The sequence below is a fragment of the Bdellovibrionota bacterium genome (assembly GCA_035292885.1).
Lineage (GTDB): Bacteria > Bdellovibrionota_G > JALEGL01 > JALEGL01 > DATDPG01 > DATDPG01.
Map to the genome: position 1 here is coordinate 1 of DATDPG010000035.1, position 21,206 is coordinate 21,206.

The 21,206-nt window shown below is 54.7% G+C and carries 19 protein-coding genes; 12 read left to right on the forward strand and 7 right to left on the reverse strand.

Going from position 1 to position 21,206, the window contains the following annotated elements; all coding sequences use genetic code 11:
• The 4 genes from leuS to VI895_02710 all read left to right on the forward strand — a co-directional run.
• Positions 1-1,803 (forward strand): leucine--tRNA ligase (gene leuS, locus VI895_02695; GenBank protein HLG18709.1); only part of this gene is annotated, 1,803 nt, incomplete at its 5' end.
• Positions 1,800-2,756, forward strand: a complete 957-nt coding sequence (holA, locus tag VI895_02700; protein ID HLG18710.1) for a DNA polymerase III subunit delta — start codon at positions 1,800-1,802, stop codon at positions 2,754-2,756. The genes leuS and holA, both read left to right, overlap by 4 nt.
• A gap of 50 nt (positions 2,757-2,806) precedes the next feature.
• Positions 2,807-3,580 carry a nucleotidyl transferase AbiEii/AbiGii toxin family protein gene (locus VI895_02705; GenBank protein HLG18711.1) on the forward strand — a complete coding sequence of 258 codons (774 nt, stop codon included), beginning with the start codon at positions 2,807-2,809 and terminating at the stop codon, positions 3,578-3,580.
• Entirely contained in the window at positions 3,573-4,190 is a 618-nt protein-coding gene (locus VI895_02710; GenBank protein ID HLG18712.1) for a hypothetical protein, read from the forward strand. The genes VI895_02705 and VI895_02710 overlap by 8 nt, the downstream gene beginning before the upstream one ends.
• A 14-nt stretch (positions 4,191-4,204) precedes the next feature.
• Here VI895_02710 and rpsT read toward each other — a convergent pair whose 3' ends face one another.
• Positions 4,205-4,465: a 30S ribosomal protein S20 gene (rpsT, locus tag VI895_02715; protein ID HLG18713.1), complete on the reverse strand. Its 261-nt coding sequence runs from the start codon at positions 4,463-4,465 to the stop codon at positions 4,205-4,207.
• 116 nt (positions 4,466-4,581) lie between these two features.
• On the opposite strand from rpsT, the gene VI895_02720 reads away from it, so the two are divergent.
• Genes VI895_02720 through VI895_02730 form a run of 3 tightly spaced genes read left to right on the forward strand, consistent with a single transcriptional unit; the run spans position 4,582 to position 7,705 of the window.
• Positions 4,582-6,351, forward strand: a complete 1,770-nt coding sequence (locus VI895_02720) for a 30S ribosomal protein S1 (protein HLG18714.1) — start codon at positions 4,582-4,584, stop codon at positions 6,349-6,351.
• A complete protein-coding gene (gene sppA, locus VI895_02725) occupies positions 6,348-7,205 on the forward strand; it encodes a signal peptide peptidase SppA (protein HLG18715.1) in 858 nt (285 codons plus the stop codon). Before VI895_02720 ends, sppA begins: the two co-directional genes overlap by 4 nt.
• Positions 7,202-7,705 (forward strand): HIT domain-containing protein, encoded by a 504-nt coding sequence (locus VI895_02730; GenBank protein HLG18716.1) that lies wholly within the window; start codon positions 7,202-7,204, stop codon positions 7,703-7,705. The genes sppA and VI895_02730 overlap by 4 nt, the downstream gene beginning before the upstream one ends.
• 738 nt (positions 7,706-8,443) lie before the next feature.
• Here VI895_02730 and VI895_02735 read toward each other — a convergent pair.
• Positions 8,444-9,091, reverse strand: coding sequence for an iron-containing redox enzyme family protein (locus tag VI895_02735; protein ID HLG18717.1), 648 nt, complete (start codon positions 9,089-9,091; stop codon positions 8,444-8,446).
• Between the two features lie 137 nt (positions 9,092-9,228).
• Between VI895_02735 and VI895_02740 the strand changes: the two genes are divergently transcribed.
• Complete coding sequence (locus VI895_02740; protein HLG18718.1) at positions 9,229-11,034, forward strand: hypothetical protein; 1,806 nt, start codon at positions 9,229-9,231, stop codon at positions 11,032-11,034.
• A gap of 22 nt (positions 11,035-11,056) precedes the next feature.
• On the opposite strand, the gene VI895_02745 is transcribed toward VI895_02740, so the two are convergent.
• Positions 11,057-11,719, reverse strand: coding sequence for an isoprenylcysteine carboxylmethyltransferase family protein (locus tag VI895_02745; protein ID HLG18719.1), 663 nt, complete (start codon positions 11,717-11,719; stop codon positions 11,057-11,059).
• 98 nt (positions 11,720-11,817) lie between these two features.
• Between VI895_02745 and VI895_02750 the strand changes: the two genes are divergently transcribed.
• Together VI895_02750 and VI895_02755 are read left to right on the forward strand one after the other, a co-directional pair.
• On the forward strand, positions 11,818-15,009 hold the full coding sequence (locus VI895_02750) for an ATP-binding protein (GenBank protein HLG18720.1): 3,192 nt from the start codon (positions 11,818-11,820) through the stop codon (positions 15,007-15,009).
• 12 nt (positions 15,010-15,021) lie between these two features.
• Positions 15,022-15,555, forward strand: coding sequence for a hypothetical protein (locus tag VI895_02755; protein HLG18721.1), 534 nt, complete (start codon positions 15,022-15,024; stop codon positions 15,553-15,555).
• A 491-nt stretch (positions 15,556-16,046) separates the two neighbouring features.
• On the opposite strand, the gene VI895_02760 is transcribed toward VI895_02755, so the two are convergent.
• The gene (locus VI895_02760) at positions 16,047-16,553 is read right to left on the reverse strand and encodes a hypothetical protein (GenBank protein HLG18722.1); all 507 of its coding nucleotides are present in this window, start codon (positions 16,551-16,553) and stop codon (positions 16,047-16,049) included.
• A gap of 121 nt (positions 16,554-16,674) precedes the next feature.
• On the opposite strand from VI895_02760, the gene VI895_02765 reads away from it, so the two are divergent.
• Positions 16,675-17,034 (forward strand): hypothetical protein, encoded by a 360-nt coding sequence (locus VI895_02765; protein HLG18723.1) that lies wholly within the window; start codon positions 16,675-16,677, stop codon positions 17,032-17,034.
• Between the two features lie 78 nt (positions 17,035-17,112).
• Here the strand turns inward: VI895_02765 and VI895_02770 are convergent, their stop codons facing one another.
• The 3 genes from VI895_02770 to VI895_02780 form a co-directional block, all read right to left on the reverse strand.
• Positions 17,113-17,403, reverse strand: a complete 291-nt coding sequence (locus VI895_02770; protein ID HLG18724.1) for a hypothetical protein — start codon at positions 17,401-17,403, stop codon at positions 17,113-17,115.
• A 412-nt stretch (positions 17,404-17,815) separates the two neighbouring features.
• On the reverse strand, positions 17,816-17,995 hold the full coding sequence (locus tag VI895_02775) for a hypothetical protein (GenBank protein HLG18725.1): 180 nt from the start codon (positions 17,993-17,995) through the stop codon (positions 17,816-17,818).
• A 14-nt stretch (positions 17,996-18,009) separates the two neighbouring features.
• Complete coding sequence (locus tag VI895_02780) at positions 18,010-19,230, reverse strand: IS481 family transposase (GenBank protein ID HLG18726.1); 1,221 nt, start codon at positions 19,228-19,230, stop codon at positions 18,010-18,012.
• Positions 19,231-19,587: 357 nt separating this feature from the next.
• Here VI895_02780 and VI895_02785 point away from each other — a divergent pair, with 357 nt between their 5' ends.
• A complete protein-coding gene (locus VI895_02785) occupies positions 19,588-20,610 on the forward strand; it encodes an IS110 family transposase (GenBank protein ID HLG18727.1) in 1,023 nt (340 codons plus the stop codon).
• The last annotated feature ends 596 nt before the right edge of the window (positions 20,611-21,206 follow it).

Sequence of the window (21,206 nt, forward strand, 5' to 3'; positions counted from 1 at the left end):
CTCCGCGTTTTCACCACCCGCCCCGACACGCTCTTCGGCGTGACGTTCGTTTCACTGGCCCCGGAGCACCCTCTCTTGGACCGTTTGCTCCCAAAAGTGTCGCCGGAAAAGCGAAATGAATTGATGACGTTCATCGAAAAGGTCGCGAAAACCGATCCGGCCAGACGAATCGCAGAAAACTTTGAAAAGGAAGGGGCGGCCACCGGCGCTTACTGCCTCCATCCTTTCACCGGGGCCCGGATCCCGATCTTCGTCGCGAACTTCGTCGTCATGGAATACGGCACGGGAGCGGTCATGGCCGTCCCCTGTCACGACGAACGCGACTTCGCGTTCGCAAAAAAATATGCCCTGCCGATACGCCTGGTCATCCAGCCGCCCAATCTTGAGATCGTCGAGGAAGAAGAACTCGACGAGGCGTACACCGGTCCCGGAACCTTGGTTCGTTCGACCCGTTTCGACGGGCTCGATAACGAGGTTGCGAAGATTCAGATCGTCAAAGCGCTCGTAGAAAAAAAGATGGGAGAAAAGGCCATCACGTACCGCCTTCGCGACTGGGGGATTTCCCGCCAACGTTACTGGGGCGCACCGATTCCGATGATTCATTGTGAAAATTGCGACATCGTGCCGGTTCCCAGGAAGGACTTGCCGGTCAAGCTCCCCTCCGACGTCCCCCTGACCGGAACGGGCGGATCGCCCTTGGAGCATGCGCCGTCGTTCTTAAAGGTGAAATGCCCCCAGTGCGGAAAGCCGGGCCGGCGGGACACCGATACGATGGACACGTTTATGGAATCGTCCTGGTATTTCCTCCGTTATTGCTCGCCGAAATACAAGAAGGGGATGGCCGACCCGAAAGCGGTTCAGTACTGGATGCCGGTGGATCAATATATCGGTGGAATCGAACACGCCATTCTTCACCTTCTCTATTCCCGGTTCATCGCCCGCGTTCTTCGCGATTTCAAAAAGGGGGACGTATCCGAACCGTTCAGCCGCCTGCTCACCCAGGGAATGGTGATCAAGGACGGGGACAAAATGTCGAAATCCAAAGGAAACGTTGTAGACCCCGATTATCTCATCGATAAGTACGGCGCCGACACGGTCCGGCTCTTTTCGTTGTTCGCCGCGCCCGCGGAGAAAGATCTCGACTGGAGCGACCAGGGGGTGGAAGGCGCGTTCCGTTTTCTGGATCGATTGTGGCGGTTTGTCCTGAACATCAACGACGCATGTCAGAAAAGTAAGCCGGTGGACGATGCGACGATCCGCGCCGATGAAACGACGGTGCATATTCATCGTCTCACCCACAAAACGATCCAACATGTTACGGACAGCCTGAACCGCTTTGCGTTCAATACCGGCATCAGCGCGGTGATGGAATTTATTAACAAGGTGGCGAATGAAATTCCCGATCTGTGGGAATTTTCGACCCATCCCGATAAAGCGAATTCGCTCGATCCCGCCCGCCGTTTCGTGCTTCAAAAGGCCGCCGAGGCCGCCATGTCGCTGACCTCGCCGTTTGCCCCGCATATCGCTGAAGAATTGTGGAAGCGATGCGGGCGAGGCAAATTTCTTTCGAAAGAGGCGTGGCCGACATTCGATCCGCAGTGGGTGGCCGACGAACGGGTGACGATCGTGGTACAGGTGAACGGCAAAGTACGTGGAAAAATCGAAGTCAGCCGGGGAGAAAAAGAAAACGCCGTCGTGGCACTGGCCCAGGGGGATCCGAACGTTCAACGGTTCATGCAAGGAATGACGGTTCGCAAGACGGTCGTGGTGCCCGACAAACTCGTCAATTTGGTGGTGGGATGAAATTAAAGCCCGTTCTTTTCCTTGCCGGCGCGGACCCGCTTCAACGTCGGCTTATTCTCGAAGAGGTTCGGAGCGACGTCTTCCCGAACGGCTCCGGAGGCCTCAACGACGACACGCTCGACGTCAAAGAGCGCGAACTGGCGGACGTGTTGGACCTCGCCAATACGCTTCCGATGCTCGGCAGTCGGCGTCTGATCCTTCTTCATAATGCGGAAAGCCCAAACGACGACGATCAGGAATTATGGGCCTCGTACCTTTCCAATCCGGCACCGCACACGACCGTGGTCGTCTTGGCGGACAAGATCGATAAACGAACGAGATTTTTCAAGCTCCTCGAGAAGCATCAGGCCGTCGTCCTGATTGAACCTCCCAAGCCCAGAGAACTCCCGAATTGGATCGACAAGCTGGCCAAACGACACGGCGTGATGATTTCCGCGGAAGCGCGATCCACGCTCGCCGAGTCGGTCGGCGTCGATCTGGCCGCCATCGACAACAATCTTGAAAAGCTGGCGCTCTATATTCATCCAAAGGAGAAGATCGAAGAATCGGACGTCGATGAACTCGTCCTGCAATCCACGGGAGACAACATTTTCGCCTGGACCGATCAGGTGCTGGAAGGACGCAAGGCCGAGGCCTTAAATACGCTCCACCATTTAATGGACGATGGAACGCCGCCTCTGGTGCTTGTCTCGATGCTGGCTCGCCATGTCCGTCTCTTGATACGAACCCATCAACATCTCTCGGAAAAGATCGGCCGGGCCCAGCTGGCTCCGGCCTTAGGCCTGCCGCCCTTCGTCGTGGACCGCTATCTCGACCAGGCCCGCCGGCTCTCCCCCGATCGGCTTCGCAGGTCATTATCCGAACTGCAGACGCTCGACCACGACCTCAAATCCACCGGCCATCCGTCCCACTTCCTCTTGGAGCAGACGATACGGGCGTTTGCGCCCGATTAAATAACGCATCTGAATTGACGTTTTCGTCAATTCACGTTCATAATATAAACATGTTTCCTGACCGTACGCTGCGCGAAGTCTTTCACTTTCATTTCCTGGAGCGTCTTCTTAAGACGACGAAACCAATCGCTTTCACGCTCAAGGGAGGAGTAAATCTCCGCTTTTTCTTCAAGAGCCCCCGATACTCGGAAGATATGGATCTCGATGTAAGCGGCGTGCCGGTTCATGTTCTTCGGGAGAAGGGGTATCGATTGCTTGCGGAAAAATCCTTCCTTCGGGTGCTCGAGAGCCATGGGATCCGCGAGCTTCGGCTCAACGATCCCTCCAAGGCGAAGCACACCGAAACTACTCAGCGCTTTCGCCTCCGGCTGGTCACAGGTTCCGGAGAGGAGTTTCCAACAAAAGTCGAGTTTTCCAGGCGGGAGCGCGGTACGGACATCGAGATTCGGACCGATCCGGTCGATCCCGAAATTGCCCGTCGATATGGAACCGTCTCGTTTCTCTGTCCGCATTACTCGGGAACCACTGCCGCTCAACAGAAAATTCAAGCGCTGGCGGGACGGGCCCTCCCCCAGGCCCGCGATCTCTTCGATCTCTATCTGCTCCATCTGGGCGGACATTTTCCCATGGCGTCCGCCAGCCGTTCCCTGACCGGCGCACAATGGAAGCAGGCGGCCGAGCATGCCGCCGACCTCGGTTTCGAACAGTTCCGAGATCAGGTTCTCGACTTTCTCGAGGAAACCGAACGCCGGGAGTACGAAACCCCACACCGATGGAAAAGAATCCAGGAAGAAGTTCTTCATCTCCTTCTCCGCCATGACTGATCTTCTCCTTCGAAACGATATTCTTGCGTTCTCCAGCCGCGACTTTGCCCGAATGTCCAGCTTGTCCGTGTCGGCGGCGAGCCACCGCCTCCTACGGCTTGCGCGCAAGGGGCAGATTCGGGCGCTTACGCGCGGACTGTGGGTAAAACATCTCCATCCCCATTTTACGCCGATGTCGTGTGTCCCCTTCCTGCTGCGGTCCGATCCGGGGTACGTGTCCTTTCTTTCCGCGCTCCACCGTCACGGGCTGGTCTCTCAGATCCCGGCGCGGATCCAAATCGCCACGACGGGCCATCACCGAACGCTTCGTACAGAGGTCGGAGTATTTGAGTATTTTCAGGTCCACCCGAGAATGTCGCGGGGTGGCGTGGAATGGTCCTCCGGCATGTCGCCCTATCGGCTGGCCACTCCCGAAAAAGCGCTTCTCGACACCCTCTATCTTTCGACGCGAAAGAATCGACGATTTTCTTCGCTCCCGGAGCTTGACCTTTCGCCTTCGAACTTTCGTCATTCCGTTTTCCAACGAATCTTGCGGGAACAGGTCCCTTTCCCAAAGATCCAAACGGCGATCCGTACCCGCCTCCTGGGGCTTGGAATTCGTCTGAGATGAATTTGAAGCTTGTTTTAGAGCGTCGAGACAAGACGCGACAACCGAGCTACCTTGCGGGCGGCGTTGTTCGGGTGGATGATTCCTTTGGACCGCGCCTTGAATATCTCTTTCGTGGCCGCTTTCAGGGTTTCCGCCGCGCCCTTTTTGTCCTTTTTTTCAACGGCCGTCAGCACCGTCCTGGAAGCCGCGCGAACGCGGCTCTTCCACCACCGGTTGTGCTCCTGGCGATCCAGACTTTCCCGGTGCCTTTTCTCCGCTGAAGGATGCCGTGCCATCGAAGGGCGTGTATAAAATCAACCCCGGACGCGGTTGTCAAGGAGAAAGCCTTTGACAATACGGCCTAAGGTTCAGTATTTAGATGCGTTTTCCGAGAATCATGAAAGGACCAGAAATGCAGCTGCAAGCCGTTGAACCCACCAAGAAATCAGCCCGCCCCGCGGATGAAGAAAGCTTCGAGAAGCTTTTTTTGGAGAGCATCCAATCCTCCAAAGAGATCAAAGAAGGGGAGATCGTCCCCGGAAAGATTATGAAAATCGGCCCCGAATTTGTAACCGTCGACATCGGCTACAAATCCGAAGGCCAAATTCCGATCCAGGAATTCATGGACCCCAAGGGGACGATCTTGGCGCAAGTCGGCGACCAGATCGACGTTTTTCTGGTGAGCACCGAGGATGAAGAAGGGCTTGTCATCCTGTCCAAAGAAAAAGCCGACAAGCTGAAGATTTGGGACGAGATCGCCGAAGCGTGCGAGAAGGGCGAGGTCGTCGAGGGACGGATCGTTCAGCGGGTCAAAGGGGGCGTATCGGTCGATATCGGTGTCCAAGCCTTCCTTCCCGGTTCTCAGATCGACCTGGCTCCCGCCCGGGACCTGGACAATCTGATTGGAAAAACCTTCCAGTTTAAAATCATCAAGTTCAACAAAATGCGCGGAAATATCGTGCTTTCCCGCCGGGTCCTTCTCGAACAGGAGCGGCAGGTCAAGCGCGAACAGACGCTCGGACAGCTCGTCGAAGGTTCGACGATGCAAGGGACCGTCAAGAACATCACCGACTATGGGGCGTTTATCGATCTCGGCGGCATCGACGGCCTTCTCCACATCACCGATATTTCCTGGAAGCGCGTCAACCATCCATCCGAAGTCCTCAAGGTCGGCGACAGCGTGAATGTGAAGGTCCTCAAGTTCGAGACCGAAAAGGAGCGCGTGTCGCTCGGCATGAAGCAATTGACGGAAGATCCGTGGGCCGAAGCCGATATGAAATACCCCAAGAACTCGCGCGTGAAAGGGAAGGTCGTCAGCTTGACGGATTACGGTGCGTTTATCGAGGTCGAAGAGGGGATCGAAGGCCTCATTCATGTTTCCGAAATGTCTTGGACGAAACGGGTGAAACACCCCTCGGCCATTCTCAAAGTGAGTGAAATGGTCGAAACGGTGGTGCTCGACATCGACAAAGACAACCGCCGGATGTCGTTGGGCCTCAAACAAACGCAGCCAAATCCTTGGGACGAGCTGGTAAAGAAATATCCTCCCGGAACGAAAGTCACGACCGAGATACGAAACATCACCGATTTCGGTCTTTTTGTCGCCATTGAGGAAGGAATCGACGGCTTGATTCACATTTCGGATCTCTCCTGGTCCAGCAAGATTAAGAATCCGCACGATGTGTATAAGAAGGGCGACAAGGTGGAGGCGGTGGTCCTCAACGTCGATCCGAGCGCGGAGCGCTTCTCTCTCGGAATCAAACAGATTTCGGAAGATCCCTGGGCGGTCGCCGTAGATAGATATCCCTTGGGCACACCGGTGGAAGGCGAGATCGTCAAGCTCGCGGAGTTCGGCCTCTTTGTGAAAGTGGAAGAAGACCTCGAGGGTTTGGTTCACATTTCCGAAGTGGCGGATGAAAAGGTCGCCAATCTCGCGGAACGTTTCAAGGTCGGCGACAAGATCACGGCGATGGTCCTTTCCATCGACCCCGAAGAGCGAAAGATGAGCCTGTCGATCAAGTCGGCGCAACATCAAACCGACCGGCAGGTGTTGGCCGCCGCACAGGCCAAACAGACGCGAAAGAAGCCGACGTTGGGCGACGTTATGGAAGAGGGCCTGAAGAAGAAGCCGCGCCAGAAGAAAAAGAAAGAAGCGGCGCCGGAAGACGAATCGAGCGCATGAACGAGCGGCGCCCAAGCCGACTGTTTCGGTTTCTTCTCCTTTGTTTGCTGCTCGGAATCTTCGTTGAGTTATTTGTTCTGATCGAATTCCTCGCCGGAAAACACCACGGTCACGGCAATGTGGCCGTCGTCGAAATTCGCGAGGTCATCGACGACTCGTTTCAAACCGTCCAGGATCTTAAAGACTATACGAAAGACGATGAGATCAAGGCGATTGTCCTGCGCGTAGATTCCCCAGGCGGGGCCGTGGGAGCTTCCCAGGAAATTCATGACGCGGTAGTCGAAGCCACGAAAAAGAAGAAGGTTGTCGTATCCATGGGTGACGTAGCTGCATCAGGCGGTTATTACGTTTCCGCGCCGGCGCATAAGATCGTGGCAAATCCTGGAACGCTGACCGGTTCGATCGGTGTCATCGCTCATTTTTTTGTCGTGGAGGATCTGCTCAAGAAGGCTTTTCTCCGTTGGGAAGTGATCAAATCGGGGAGCGTGAAAGATCTCGGCTCGCCTTTGAGAAGCATGACGGAGAAAGAAAGGAAGCTCCTTCAGGAAATGACGGACGACATTCATTCTCAATTCATTCAGGCGGTGGCCGAGGGCCGCAAAATGCCGGTCGAGAAAGTCAGGGAATTGGCGGACGGCCGCGTTATGTCGGGACGTCAAGCCAAAGAGGCGGGACTTGTCGATGAATTCGGCGGCCTTGAAAAGGCGATTGAGATCGCCGCAAAGCTGGCGCAGATCAAAGACGAACCGGAGGTCATCTATCCCGAACGGGAGCGTTTTGGATGGATCCGGCGATTGGCGGAAGGAAAACTCGAAACAAAATCCTTTCGCGTCGATTATCGGCTCTTTCCGTGAAATTTCTTTGGGCACCTTGGAGGATTCGATTCATCTTGGAAAACCTGAGCGCTTCCAATTGCATCTTTTGCACCCTCCCCGCGAATCAGGACGATCGCTCTTCTCTCATTTTGGGTCGCACGAAGCATAGCTTCGCCATCCTCAACAAGTTTCCGTACAACAGCGGTCACTTGATGATTGTTCCGCTCCGTCACACGGCGGACCTTTCCGATCTTTCGGAAGTGATTCTCCTCGACCTTCACCGCTGCATCCGGGATTCGCTCGAAATTCTGAAGGAAACGATGAAGCCGCAGGGTTTCAACGTGGGAATGAATCTAGGGGAGGCCGGGGGTGCCGGGATTCGACAACACCTGCATTACCACGTACTCCCGCGTTGGAACGGGGACACGAATTTTCTGCCTGCAATCGGAGAAACGAAGGTTCTTCCAGAGTCGCTGGAAGAGACCTACGCCCGTCTGGCTCCCGCCTTTCACAAGAAGTGGGGTAGCCCCTCCACTTAGGGTTCGCCTAGGGTTCGTTGACCCACGAAAGTACGACGAGACACCTGCGCCCCAGATTCAAGCACTTCGCATGCGTAAAACGCATTTAATTTAAGGTGTTAAGTTCAATTGGTTTTGACATGCGGCGTGCGTAGTATCGCGGCGATATGAAATTTCGAACAGCATCTCTGCTCGTATATTTGTGCATCCAGGTAATTCTCAGCATCGGTGCAGCTTTTGCTCAAGGGAGTGAATGGGAGGACGAACGGTTCGAAGTCGGAACTTAGCGCTATGTTACGATCGACCAGAGTTTCCCTGGTCGAAGCTCCACCGATGGAGTCGAGGGGCAAGGCCAGGTTGGAAGCTCTTTTACGACGAGGCGGCCACCGAAGGAGGAAATTCCGATGCCTATTTTGTTTGCCAACTTTCAGGAGGTATTCTCGCGACACAAGACGGAAATTATTTCGACGAATATCGCTTTTCCGAAGGCCAACTTTGTAAAGCGACAGTAAAGCAGAGTGATCGCAAGATTTGCCTGAAGACGAACTTTTTCGACCATTGAGCAGCTTCTTGAGTGGAACGAATGCGCGTACCAAAGTGGAACGCTTCAAACGTTATTCATCATGGCTCCGGCGTCGGGAACCGTTACATGAGTACGAACGTGAATACGTGATTCGCATTTCTGGCTACGACTCGGGGACGCCAAACTTTAGTTTACGGTCGGCCGGGTACGGTGGTTCCGAAAACGGAAACGTAGGTTCAATCCGAAAGAGAACGGAGAAAACCGACATAGAGCGCAAAGAGAGTCTTCGCGTTGAGGAAGATTTCGGCCTGCATGTCGGTCTCAGCAATCGATTGAATCACAAGTCCCACGTCTTCCGGCTGTTCCCTGTCCAGGTGACCGTGGGCCTCAAAGAAACTTGCGCCTCCCTCCTTGAGGTTCAATGCCTCCTTGATCTTCTGAGATGCATGCAGCGAATAGACCGCGGACAGCTTCCCCATGAGAAACGGAGTCCCAAGTAGACCCACAGGGTGGTGTTGCTCGATGAAGCCGAAGTTGTAACAACAGAGGGCGTCCATGGCCGTTCCGGGTCGGGACTGGCGTGTTTCAGCCTCCGGAATCCCCAGCGCCTTAAGGTCGCTAACCACGAATCTATCGTGGTCAATTTCCTTGAAGGCGCATTTGGCGAACCAGTCTCGGACCCGCGCAAATCTGTAGTCGATCTTGGCGGCGCAAGCGCTGTATACGGGACCTGCGCTTCTCACAAAGTGATAGTAATCCTTCAGGAAGTGTACGTATTCGGGCCTGGTGAGACCCCCGGCGAACGCCCGACGTACGAAGGGAATCTCCTGGAACTTGCGGGCTTCCTCCACATACCAACCGTTAAGTTCGTCCCAGAAGGCCATTATTAAACCATAACACATGCGAAGTTGAAGTCCCATTTTGTCAAGAATAATAGTGACTTGGATTTCGATCCCAATGAAAACAAAGACTTGCCGTGATGCAACTTGGCAAAAAAATTGATATAACGTGATCGAAAGTCATGTTCACAATCGGCAAAGTCCACGATCTTGAGCTGGAGTTTCTGGGTGCAGATAGAGTTGAAGCGATCCCGGAAGACCAGCGGACTGTCGTGTGCGATCCACGAAGTGCCGATGAGATTATTCTGGCGGCGGTTGTTTCGAATATGCGATGTTCGCTTCGGACGGCCGGAGGTTTGTCCGCGAATGGTCGATTAGCCCGCAAAAAGAAGAGTGAGACTCTTCATTTTCACACGTCGACTTCAATCGAGGCGAAGCCGGACGAGAGCGTCCTTGTATCTTTTTGGGTCTTCAACGAGTTCTATGCGTTTCAAAGTGTTATCACAGGTTGTAAAGGGGACGACCTTGCTCTCGAAACACCGACGGTAGTACAGCGGATTCATCGACGCAGGCTCGACCGAACGGATCTGCCTTCAGCGGAACGTTTCCCTGTAAACGTTCGGGAGATGAGCGGTCAACGCCACCTCTTCGGAGTTGTCACGGATCTATCGCCGGTCGGTTTCGGAATCGAAGTCCCTCTCGACAAACAACGGACGGCTGAGCGCATTCGCGGGCTGAATCGGGATCTTGTGTTGGTTGCCGACATCCCCGGCAATCCCGCGCGCAATTCGACACCCGCGAAGGTGGCCCATTTGGAGGTAGATCCCGGGGCCTCTGTTGCCCGCCTCGGGGTTGCTTGCACGGTTCCGCTTGCTGTCGGAGATGAACCGTCTCTTGAGGACTTTCTGTTGGAACGGCGCTATCCCGATGTCGTCCGTGCGTGCACGGACGCGGATTACGAAAAAATCTGGCAGATGCTCTTCAGCCTGGAGAAGGTGGTGCATGTCGATGCCGGTCGGAAAGAGTCCTCTGTTGTGACTTGGAAAAAGACGTCCTGGAGTCCAGCGCCGCTTCACCGCATTTATCTGTTGCGAAACCCGGAGGATACTTCCAAGACCCAAGGCACTCTGTCGGTGAGCCGATTCTACAATCGGACCTGGTTGATTCATCAGTTGGCTGTGGACGGCACGCGGGGTCGGGTACTCTCGCACCAACTCTACGGCCGCGTACTCGACTTCCTGAGGCAGACGGCGGAAGTGAAATTCACCATCGGCACATGGCCGAAAGAAGCGCGGGTGTTCCACCGGTATTACCTGGATTTTATTCAAGCGGACCCCGACCCCTCCAATCATTATCTTGAACCTTGCCTCATTCTTGAGTTCCCCGTAGCTGAAACACTCAAGGAGCTGGAAGGCTTTCCCGGAGACAATCTCGTTGTTCGTCCGTTCGATTACGGGAAACAGGATGACATTCTCCGCTTTCTCCGGTCGAAGTATCCGCCGATCTTCTTGCAAGCTCTCGACCTCGATGAGTACCGCATGTGTCTTGAGGACGTGCGCGGTTACTACGACCGCGTTGCCTTGCAGCGAAATCGAGAGATCCTGCTTGCGTTTGCGCCGGGTGAGGTATTGGTTGGTTTCGCTCTCGTCGAGTATGGCAGCGCGAATCAGAACATCTTCAGCTTGTTCGACAACTTCCGTTTGTTCACTCTTTTCGGCAATGGCCCACAGGCCACGCTTATCAGGAAAGTGCTTCTTGAAGCCACTATGCGGGTCTACGCCCGGGCCGGGATCTCCCGCGCAATCACCTGGACCAGCGATCCTGAAATGGAGACTTGCGTCTCGTGTTGTCGCCGCGAGTTAGACGCCTATTTCTGGATCGCAAACGCCAAGAGGACGAAAGCGTTTCTTCGGCACCTGGACCGGCTCCACGGTCGCATGTCAACCCGGCGGGCCGCACGCGACGAGCGGTCAGCGGCGGCGCAATGAAATGCTAATGGTCCGGCCCATGCTAGGGACGGAAAATCCTCGGGCAGAGCGCGCCCGCCTGTCGTGCGTATCTTTCAAAGTCGTGTCCAAACCGTTCATGTAGCGCGCGGTCTTCAATTCGGATCCGATAGGAATAGGCGACGAGCAACGCGATCAACGTAACAGGGACGAGTAACCACGCGCCATAGATTACGGCGGGGGCGCAGACAGCAGCCGTCGCACCGAGATAGGAGGGGTGGCGAATCCAACGATAAGGGCCCGACTGGATCAGCTCGTGATCGGGATGAATTCTTACGGTAGGTGTGAAGCATCTTCCCAAGGTTCGGATACTCCAGATTCGAACCGTGAGGCCCGCGACAGCAAGTAGGAAGCCAGCGACGATTGCCGCGTACCTCACCTCGGAACTCATTTCGAGCGGATAAAGTACGAAATGAACGGCAGCAGCGCCCGCTGCTAGAAAGACCATGGCGTGAATCGCAAGCGCCGAATAACGGTCCGCCGGATCCCGATACTCCCTGGCGCCCGGATTGAACGGAATTGCGGGTTGACTTAGAACCAAGACTGCCCCCGTCAGATAACAAAGCCACGGCTCGATGCGCCATAGGAGGCCGGTCCGAAAGGCGGCGGGTGCGAGTGAGAAGAGGACGGGGACGAGAAGGCCCCTGACAAGTTTCTCACGCGGCATTTGGGCCTCCGGCTGGCGACATCGGGCTCCCGTCAGAAAACACGTTCGTACGGCACAAGTCTATGTTTATGTTAAGCTTTATGCGGCAGAAGAGCATCGTGACACCCCGATACCGGCATTTCTTCAATGTTCTTTTTCTCACCGTTCTGACGATCGGCTCCTGGACTCGCGCGATGGCGCAAGAACGGGCCAAGCCTCACATGTCAGGTTCATGGTTTGTTCACAAAGGGGTCCTCCCCGACGACCCGGGAACGCGAGTGGGGCACTTCGATGCGCAACCGTTTGAATCGCCTGGCGCGCTGTCGGGATATCGCGGTGATCTTTGGTTCCGTATGACCGTCAATGGGGACGGCTTGCCAAACGGGTTGGATCTGGCGGTGGACCTGGGCCGTATCGGAGATGCTGACCGAGCCTACTGGAACGGGCGTCTCATAGGGGCAACGGGGATGCGAGGGAGCGGCCTGTTTTTCCTCCCCCATCTACACCGCGTCTACCTGATCGGCGACGACGCGCGGGCGGAGAATATGCTTGTTGTTCACGCCGTTAAGACAGCTCTCGATAGTCTGGGCATAGGGTTGAATCCGACTGTCGTTCGCTTCGACGCGGCGTCGCCGCTTCAGTTGTCCGCGAGACAGGACTATGCGCTTCGGACACTTCTTCCCCTTTTGTTGGGAGTCGCACTTCTCCTGTTCGGCGCCTATCACCTGTTCCTTTACGGCTTCCTGCGATCTTTTCCCGACTACCGTGATTTCGGCGCCTGTCTGATCTGTTTCGGGGTCTTCGGTGTGTGCGTAAGTTTCTGGCCCTACGAACTGACGATGCGACCCGAGAGGGTTATGTATGCCCACGCATTAGGAAGCATCTGGGCGCTCGTGTTCTTCGGACGTTATGTCCTTGGCCAAGGGCGTTTGGGGTACCGGATATTCCACCGGGTCCATTATGCGCTGGCGGCAAGTTTTTCAATCGCGGTTCTCACAGCGACACAGCTGGAAGCGGTGATGAATCGCTACCTTTTCTGGTACGCACTGTTTATTCCGGGAATTCTCGGGATATTCGGAGTCGCCCTTTTCAATCGAGGGAACACGCGGACCCGAACAGTAGGTTTGGTTGTGGCGTTGGCCCTAATGATCGTCGCGCTGTTCCACGACGTACTCGTCACGTTGGCGGTCATCGGGGGCGATCTCTGGGGTATCCCTGTGTTTCTCCTCATTCTTGGCGTTTCGATTCTCGTGATCGGCCGCGACTTCGCTCACGCATACTTGGCCGTCGAACAAACGGTTACCCTACGGACTCAGGACCTGCAACGCGCCAACGAGCAACTCCGCGGGCTGGAGCAGATGAAGTCCCGTTTTTTCGCGAATCTTTCACACGACTTCAAGACGCCCATCGCGCTGGCTTTCGCACACGTAGGTGAGGTGAAGAGGGCGGCCGAAGCTTCACTGCAACCTGCTCTGGTGGCGGCGGAGCAAGCGTTGAATCGCCTCCATGGAATGGTGCTCGACTTGCTCGACACGATGAAGGCGGAGTCGGGTGCTCTCAGACTGACGTGGGAAACTGTTTCCCCATGTGTCATCGTTCGTGCCTGGGCGGCTCCGTACAACATTCTCTGTCAGAAGAAGGGATTGACGCTGTCTTTCGATTTCGCGGTGGACGAGGGCATGAAGATCCCGATAGATGTGTCGAAGATGGAACGAGTATTCGGGAACCTGATGGCCAATGCGCTCAAGTTTACGGATGAGGGGGAAATAACGGTCGGTCTTCGAACCGACGCCTCACAACTTTATCTAAGCGTTTGCGATACGGGGCCGGGGATTCCGGCGGAAGAGCGGGAGAAAGTGTTCGATCGATATTTTCAGGGGCTGTCCGCTTCCCTTCGATATCACGGGGGATCTGGGATTGGTCTATCGTTTGTGAAAGAGACGATTTTTGCCCATAACGGCCGCGTTTGGGTGGAAGATGTGAAACCTCACGGGTCGAGTTTTGTGGTGGCCCTTCCGCTTTCCCAGGACGTGGAGATCACAGGAGAGCACCGGATTTCCGAGCTGGACATCCGCGTGGAAGCGGTGAAGGGATCCGTTGAAGTCCCGTATCCCGACTCAGTTCCTTCCGAGTTCCGCATCGACCGCCCGTCCGTCTTGGTTATTGAAGACAATCCTGAAGTGGCGCAAGTCGTGGTTCACACTTTGGAAGACCTCTACAACGTCTATTTTGCAAAGGATGGACTGGAAGGTTTGGAGCAACTGAAGGCGCGAAGAATCGCCTGCATTGTAAGCGACCTCATGATGCCGAGAATGGATGGCAGAGCGTTACTTCACGAGGTGAAGGGGAACGATCGATGGAAGGTGATCCCCTTTGTCTGCCTGACCTCCATGAGTGACATGGAGATCATGGTCGAATGCCTGAAAATGGGAGCCAATAACTACGTGACCAAGCCGTTTCATCGAGAGGTCTTGCGTTCAACGGTGGAAACGCTGATCCAAAACACGCAGTATCGTGAACAGCTGGTCGCGAAGGAAAAGATGGCGTCGCTGGGTCTTTTGTCCGCCGGTCTTGCTCATGAAATGCGGAATCCGATCCAGGCGGCTCAAAATCTCTTGGAGGGCTTGCGCCGGAAGTTTGAACGATGGGAGAAACTGAACCCCTCGGATTCCGCAACCCTGCAACAGGAGATGCGCGGGTTGATGGACGGGAGCGGTATCATTCAGGAGTCGTTCCGGGACGTGCGGAACTGCGTGATAAGGATGAACGACATGATCGATGCCATCGGCAATTACTCCACGGGCTCCGGGAAGATCGGTGGTGTCGATTTGGTCGCGACGGTCAAGCACGCTTTACGACTTCTTGAGAGCAAACGAAATGAGAAGGGGGTCGTAATTCGCCTATCAGGGGCGCAGGCGGTAACGGTGCAGGCATTTTCGGCGATTGTTCAGGTGATCACAAATGTCTTGGATAACGCGATAGATGCGGTCAGCGAAAAGGCTGGAAGAGTAGAGATCACAGTGACCGAGACGCCGGATCACGCCGAAATTCGAGTGGCCGACAACGGTTCCGGGATTCCGTTGCGCGACCAGTCGTATATTTTTGAAGCGTTCTTCACGACCAAAGGACCTGGCGCGGGAACGGGACTTGGCCTATATGTGGCGAAACGGATCGTCGATTACCATCGCGGGACTATCAAGCTTCATTCGGAGCCGGGACACGGGGCTACCTTCACAATTCAGCTGAAGAAGATTCCGGATCTTGAAAGCCGTGAAAGGATCGACTTTAAGGGGTTCCCGGTATCATTTTAGAGGAGGAATGTTATGGAAGGGAAAGACAAGTTCCGCGTCCTGGTGATCGACGACGAGAAGGAAATCATCCAGGGTTTCAAGCTCGCGTTTGAGAACGAATGGGAGGTGAAAGGAATCACGCATCCGGACGAGCTGAAGAAGGACATGAAAGGCGGCTTCCGGAAGTTCCAGCTCTTCGATCTCATTTTTCTGGATCTTCTCTTCGACGCGAAGATGCAAGTCACCCAGCAGAACGTGGTCGATAAAATCGAAAAGGGAGAATTGCTCGGCGTACAGTTCTTGGAATGGCTGACTAAGAACTATTCGTGTCCGGTAGTCGTTCTGAGCGGCTTCTTGTTCGACGCCGTCGCCGAGAAACTACGAAAGACATATCCGTACCTGCTTCTGAAGGCGAAACCCGTGGATCTGTACGCCCCGGCATTTCAGGGGAACGTGGAGCACTACGCGCGAACGTTTTACCGGTGTAAACGGGAAATGCTCTTTGACCGGCCGACGAAAGAGGCGATTAAGAGATTCGACGAGTTGATCGGGAGGAAGCCAGAGTGAACTCGGGTCCTTTCCAGCGGTTGCCCGCGTAGGGCGTATGGTCATGTTGAGGTGGGCTTACCCCCACACCCAGCAAGACTCGCTACTTGCCTGCGTGTTACGGCTTTGACCAGGCGGGACTTTCACCCGCTGGAATCGGTTGTAAGGTTTCAAGATAGTTCCATGTCTATCCTCCTTACCCGGGCTTTCCCTGGCGCGAACAGATTTTTAAAAGTTCCTGTTCTGACCGCGCTCGCCTTGGGAATCTACAATCTTCCTCTACGATATTTAGCGCGAACGTATGGAGAGACCAATATTCATCGATTCCGACACGGCCTCATGCTCTTTCGAATGGTTTTTGTCGGACTATTTCGCCTGTAGCGATCGGCTGATTTACTTTATGTAGGAGTTACGCCTTGTGGTTGTGGTTGCCAGACTATGATCAAGCATTCTGGTAATTGGTGCTTGCGCGACGAAGTGGAAGTAAGGCACTCGATGTACTGTGGATCACCTCAATAGTGACCACCCGTACATCTGGCTCCAGTTACGCACTGCCCATTTTCCCAACACCCATGTCGTCTGTCGCATTCGTCATTTCCGGCTCTATCGCTTCTTTCTTTCTCGACTTCCTTTTGCCTCGTGTCGTAGGCTCTTTGCTGTTTCGCCCAATCAATGCATCGCTGGACTTCAGATCGATGCCAACCCTTGCATTCCGTATAACCCGTCTGGGGTTGACCAAACATGCCACCACCCGTGTACATGTCGTTCATGTCGAAAGCGGGGCTGAGGCAGATCGTCCTCCTACCGAGCGGTGTAAACACCATCCCGCCGCGCGCCGCGCAGGTCTCAAGTTCTGGAGGAAGCTCCTGACAGAGTTCAGCGATCCGTTTCTCGCTGAACCCAGCAGCACGAATGCGTGCCTTCTCCGCATCGCTGCAGACACCGGCCAAAACGGCCCCCCCCGAGAACACCGCCAGCACCATGCAAATGACAATGAACCTTTGCACGAATCTCTTCATGATCTCTCCTCCTGCGCCACTGCGTGGCACTCCCCCTAAGGGCCACAACTAAATTTTTGCTTTATGCAGAGGAGTATCTATTTGTCAAGCCCCGTTTGTTTTCTGTGGTAGCCCAGCGAAAATGTCACTGCATTGGCCCAATGAAAATGTCAGTCAGGGCAAGGAGGGATGGCGAGCGCAGCGGAGCCTGGCGGAGCTCAAGCGAAGCGAGCCATCCCTTTCTTTTTCTTTCTTTTTTGGTTCTTTTTTCTTTCTTTTCGAGGGTGTGCATCACTTTTTTCAGGGAGGGCACAAGGCCGTCGGATCATCGCTCTGGGCCCGCTTCAATGCGGGTCCCTCGGATCAACTCTTGTTTTACTCGTTGTTCCTGATGATTGTGAAGGAAAGGTTTTCGAGCCCTCTGGTCGGTAACCTCGCATCAGCCGTGGAAAGCCTTCAGACGTTGCTCTCGACTTCTAAACGCCAGGGTGCGAAGAAGTAATTTCGCGGCTGCTTTCTGCTTCTTTAACACCCAAACGTCCTCCAAATTCCCCACCGCCGATGTATTCAACGTGTGGACCTAATTCCACAGGAGAAGCTCCCGGAGAGACATGCGAACCGTAACTAGGTCAAACCCCGTATCCGTGACCACAATGATCATAAATAGAATCGCGCTGATCTGACATACGATGACCCATCGTTTGAGGGACGCGGGCATCTCGTTTCGTGGGTCCCGACCCTCAAAATGAAATCGCCGGCCGCGCGCGGAGGTCGAGCCACCCAAATAAATGAGGCTTTGAATCATGACCGACATCGCCGAGTTGTCGGAAAAGCGGTGAAGCGTTCCGGTGCCCAAGTAAAGGGGATCCAAGTACTTCTGAAATCCGCTTCGGCAAATAATGAGTGTGATAAAAGAAGAGAATCACGTCTGCCAACCCCGCGATGGGAACCGGCGTTGAGAACATTTGATCGATGGACATATCCTAGCTCAAAAACCCGAGCCTCAATACGAAGTCAGAGTGGTGAACTCCCCATGATCTAAAATTATCACACTCGATCACATCGATTACGGAACAAATTTCCGCACCAATACCTAATATCCGAGCTCATCTCGAAAAATCGATTGGTAATTTTATCTCATGACTTCGAGGAACGCTAAGATCGCCGAGCTTGGTAATCCGGCTTCGTCCGGTTCATTTGAAATCGCGCACCCTCCTCCGCCGGAAGTACTGTATCCACCGTTCCCACCCCCCGACGTGGTGGACTCATCCACCGAGCCCGCGTTACCGGCCAATCGGAATCCCTGTTCGAGGTCGATCCGATCGATCGAAAGCGTTGGCCAATACGACGTCGTACGAGCCCGACGGCAGGCCGTAAAGATCGAACACGACGTTCATTTCGGTATCGCCAATCGAGAGAATACGGCCGACGACGTCCCCGCGGGCACCCCTCGTGGCGAGCATCGCTGCGCTGTGGTTCAGAAAATTCTGTCCGACGATGCGCCTAGGGCTTCGTTGAATGTAGTGTTTCCACACATCTTACACAGAGGGGGTAGAGGGCGGGAGAGATAAAAGGCCCAGTCTTGGAGCGAGAGAGAGCGTCTTTTAGGTTTAGGAGGGAGGGAGTGGACCTTGGCGACGACCCAGGAAGGGGTAGCGAGCTGATGGTCGATTTCGCGAAGGCGGGCCTGGTGTTCGAGGCTTTTGAGTTGTCGGTAAGTGGCTCGAGGTAAGATTCCAAAATCCGAGAGCCGTTCGATGGGAGTCCGCATGGCGAGGCTACTATGGGGACGGTGGTGGTTGTAGTCAAAGTTCCAGCGTTCCAATTCGCGATTGAAGTTCGGGAAGGAGATGGAGCGAGGGAGCTTCCAATAAAATTCCTGGTCGTCGGTTCCATGTAAGCGTTCGATTTTTCCGTTGAGCTCTTTGATCCCCGGAGGGATGAGCTGGTGGAGAATCTTTAAGGTGGCGAGGAGTTCCGGAAAGGGATGGGTCCACGAGTGATCGGGAGAGAGATTTCGGAATCGGTCGGTGAAGGCGACATCATTGTCGGTCTGGATCTTTTCGATCGAAAAGGGAGCGGCGGCCACGAGTTTCCGAACGAAATCGAGAGCCGGCCCGGGACCCAGACAGAGATACGCATAGGAGAAGCGCCAACGGGTACAGTCGTCGATGGCGGAGAAGACGTAGGCTTTTTGGTTTTCCAGGGGAAAGGGGACATATTTGATATCGAGTTGAAAGCCTTGTCCTGGACGGTCGAGCACGTAGCGACGGGTATGTGGGTTGGGTTTTTTTCCTCTTCGTTTTCGGAAGGCGACCTGGGCTCGCTTCAAGACTTTGTAGACCCCGTTGGGAGAAACCGAGAAGCCGAGTTTTTTCATGTACCACGCCAGGCGAGCGGGGCCGTAATGAAATTCCTCCCGCATGGAGAGAATCTGTTCTCGAAGCTCTCCGGAGATGGTGTGGGGATGGGAGTGGGGTCGGCAGGAGCGATCGAAAAGAGCCTCAGGAGAGAAGTCGGCTTGCTCAAGTCGATGAAGCCAATTGTAGTAGGTGGATCGACACGCGCCGAACTGACGGCACGCCAATTCGACATTCTGGAGCTTCATCCCTCGCAACAGGCAGTGAAGCTTTCTTCGAAGATCGGGATCGTGGAGGTGCTTTGAAGCGTTATAAATTTGGGTGTATAGCGAGTTCATCGGTAGTCCGAGCCTTTCTGCCGGCGTGAACCGGCGGTGAAATTCGACAAACGTTTCTGGCTCGAACTACCGATTTTTTTGCCTTGGGCCAAGGGCCTGGGGCCTGTCGACGGCTGGAAAAACGGCGTAAATCGAATTTTACGCGGCGAAATTCCTGAGTCGCGCCCCGACTTCCCGGCTTCTTTCAACTCTGGGTCTGAATCGAGGGGGGAAGGCAGCTGGCTCTCTTTCAGGCCCCTGCCTTCCCTCTCTTCATCGAGTGTCCAAGAGGAATAATGGAATGGACCCGCCCTTGGATTTACGGCTTCATAGAGCCAGATAGATTCACGGGGAATCTATACAACCAAGGAGGGTCCGATGGAGAAAGTTAGCGTAGTAGGAGTGGATTTGGCAAAAAATGTTTTTGAAGTCACGGGACGAAACGAACAGGGGCGAACGGTGATTCAACGAAGTCTTCGACGTGAGAAGTTCCGAGAGTTTATTTTTCAGCTTCCACCGACCGTGATCGGCATGGAAGCTTGCGGTGGCGCGCATCATTGGGGTCGGGTGTTGAGGGGGATGGGACACGAGGTACGGCTCGTCTCACCGCAGTTTGTCAAACCGTACGTGAAATCGAACAAAAATGATCGAGCGGATTCGGAAGCGATCTGCGAGGCGGTGACTCGGCCCCACATGAGGTTTGTGGCCGTGAAGTCCTTGGAGCAACAAGATGTGTTGAGTGTTCACCGGGTCCGGGAGCGGCTGATCAAGAATCGGACGGCGTTGTGCAATGAGATTCGAGGGCTGTTGGGCGAGTACGGCAGGGTCGTGGCGCAAGGAGTTTCGACGTTGCGACGGATGCTTCCTCGGTTGCTTGAAGAAGCCGAAAATGGGTTGACCGATCGGATGCGAGAGCTCATCGGGAATCTTTGGGAAGAGCTGAAAGAGCTGGAGGAACGAATCGCTCGCTACAACACAAAGATCGAGATCGAGGTTCGCACGAATGAAGTGTGTCAGCGGCTGAAAGAGGTTCCGGGTGTGGGATCGCTCACGGCGAGTGCGGTCGTTGCGAGCGTAGGAAATCCGAACGTATTCAAAAATGGCCGAGAGTTCTCGGCGTCGCTGGGATTGGTTCCACGACAACACTCCAGCGGCGGGAAGGATCGACTGCTCGGAATCAGTAAGCGAGGAGACAAGTATCTTCGAAGACTTCTCATTCACGGGGCGCGGGCGGTGTTACGGCATCTGGGATCCAAAGAAGATCCCCGCAGTGAGTGGCTCCGAAAATTGGAAGCTCGGCGAGGGAAGAACCGAGCCTGCGTGGCCTTGGCGAATAAGAACGCCCGGATTCTTTGGGTGTTGATGGCTCGAGGCGAAAAGTATCTGGCAAAGACAGCGTAGAAACGAATGAACAATAAAAAAGAGAAAAAACGGTTCGTTAAATTTCCCGGGATTCGATTTTTTCGAACTCGGGAGACATAGAGGTACCCCATTCTTACGGATGCGAGGGCAAAGAGTGAGATGATGGCAAAACAGGTCAGACCGGTTCTCTCAAAACCTGATGTCTCCATTGGCGATCCACGGATTCGCCGAAGGAATGATGAGGATAGAGAACGCAAATTCCATCAAGGCCCGAAGTCGGGATAGGGTTGCCGCGGCAGCGAGCACCCCATCCTAGGCATCGACATGAATTTGACAAAATATCTGCTTAAAATTTAGCCACTTACGCCCTTTCTGAAGGGCCCTACCGTGGTACAGAACTTGCCTTTTTACCCATCGTAATGAAAATGCGCGCCCGCATAGACGCCTCGCGTTATTCCGACTTGACAGCATTTAACGCGACGTGTTACAGGCGCAGGACGAAACCCATGAGGTTGATTATGAAATATTATCTTCCCCTTCTTTTCGTTGCCCTGCTTCCGATCACCGTGGCAGCCCAACCCCCAGAAGAATCCCCCCAGCCAGCTCCGGACGCGGCCGCCCCGGCTCCTGACGCT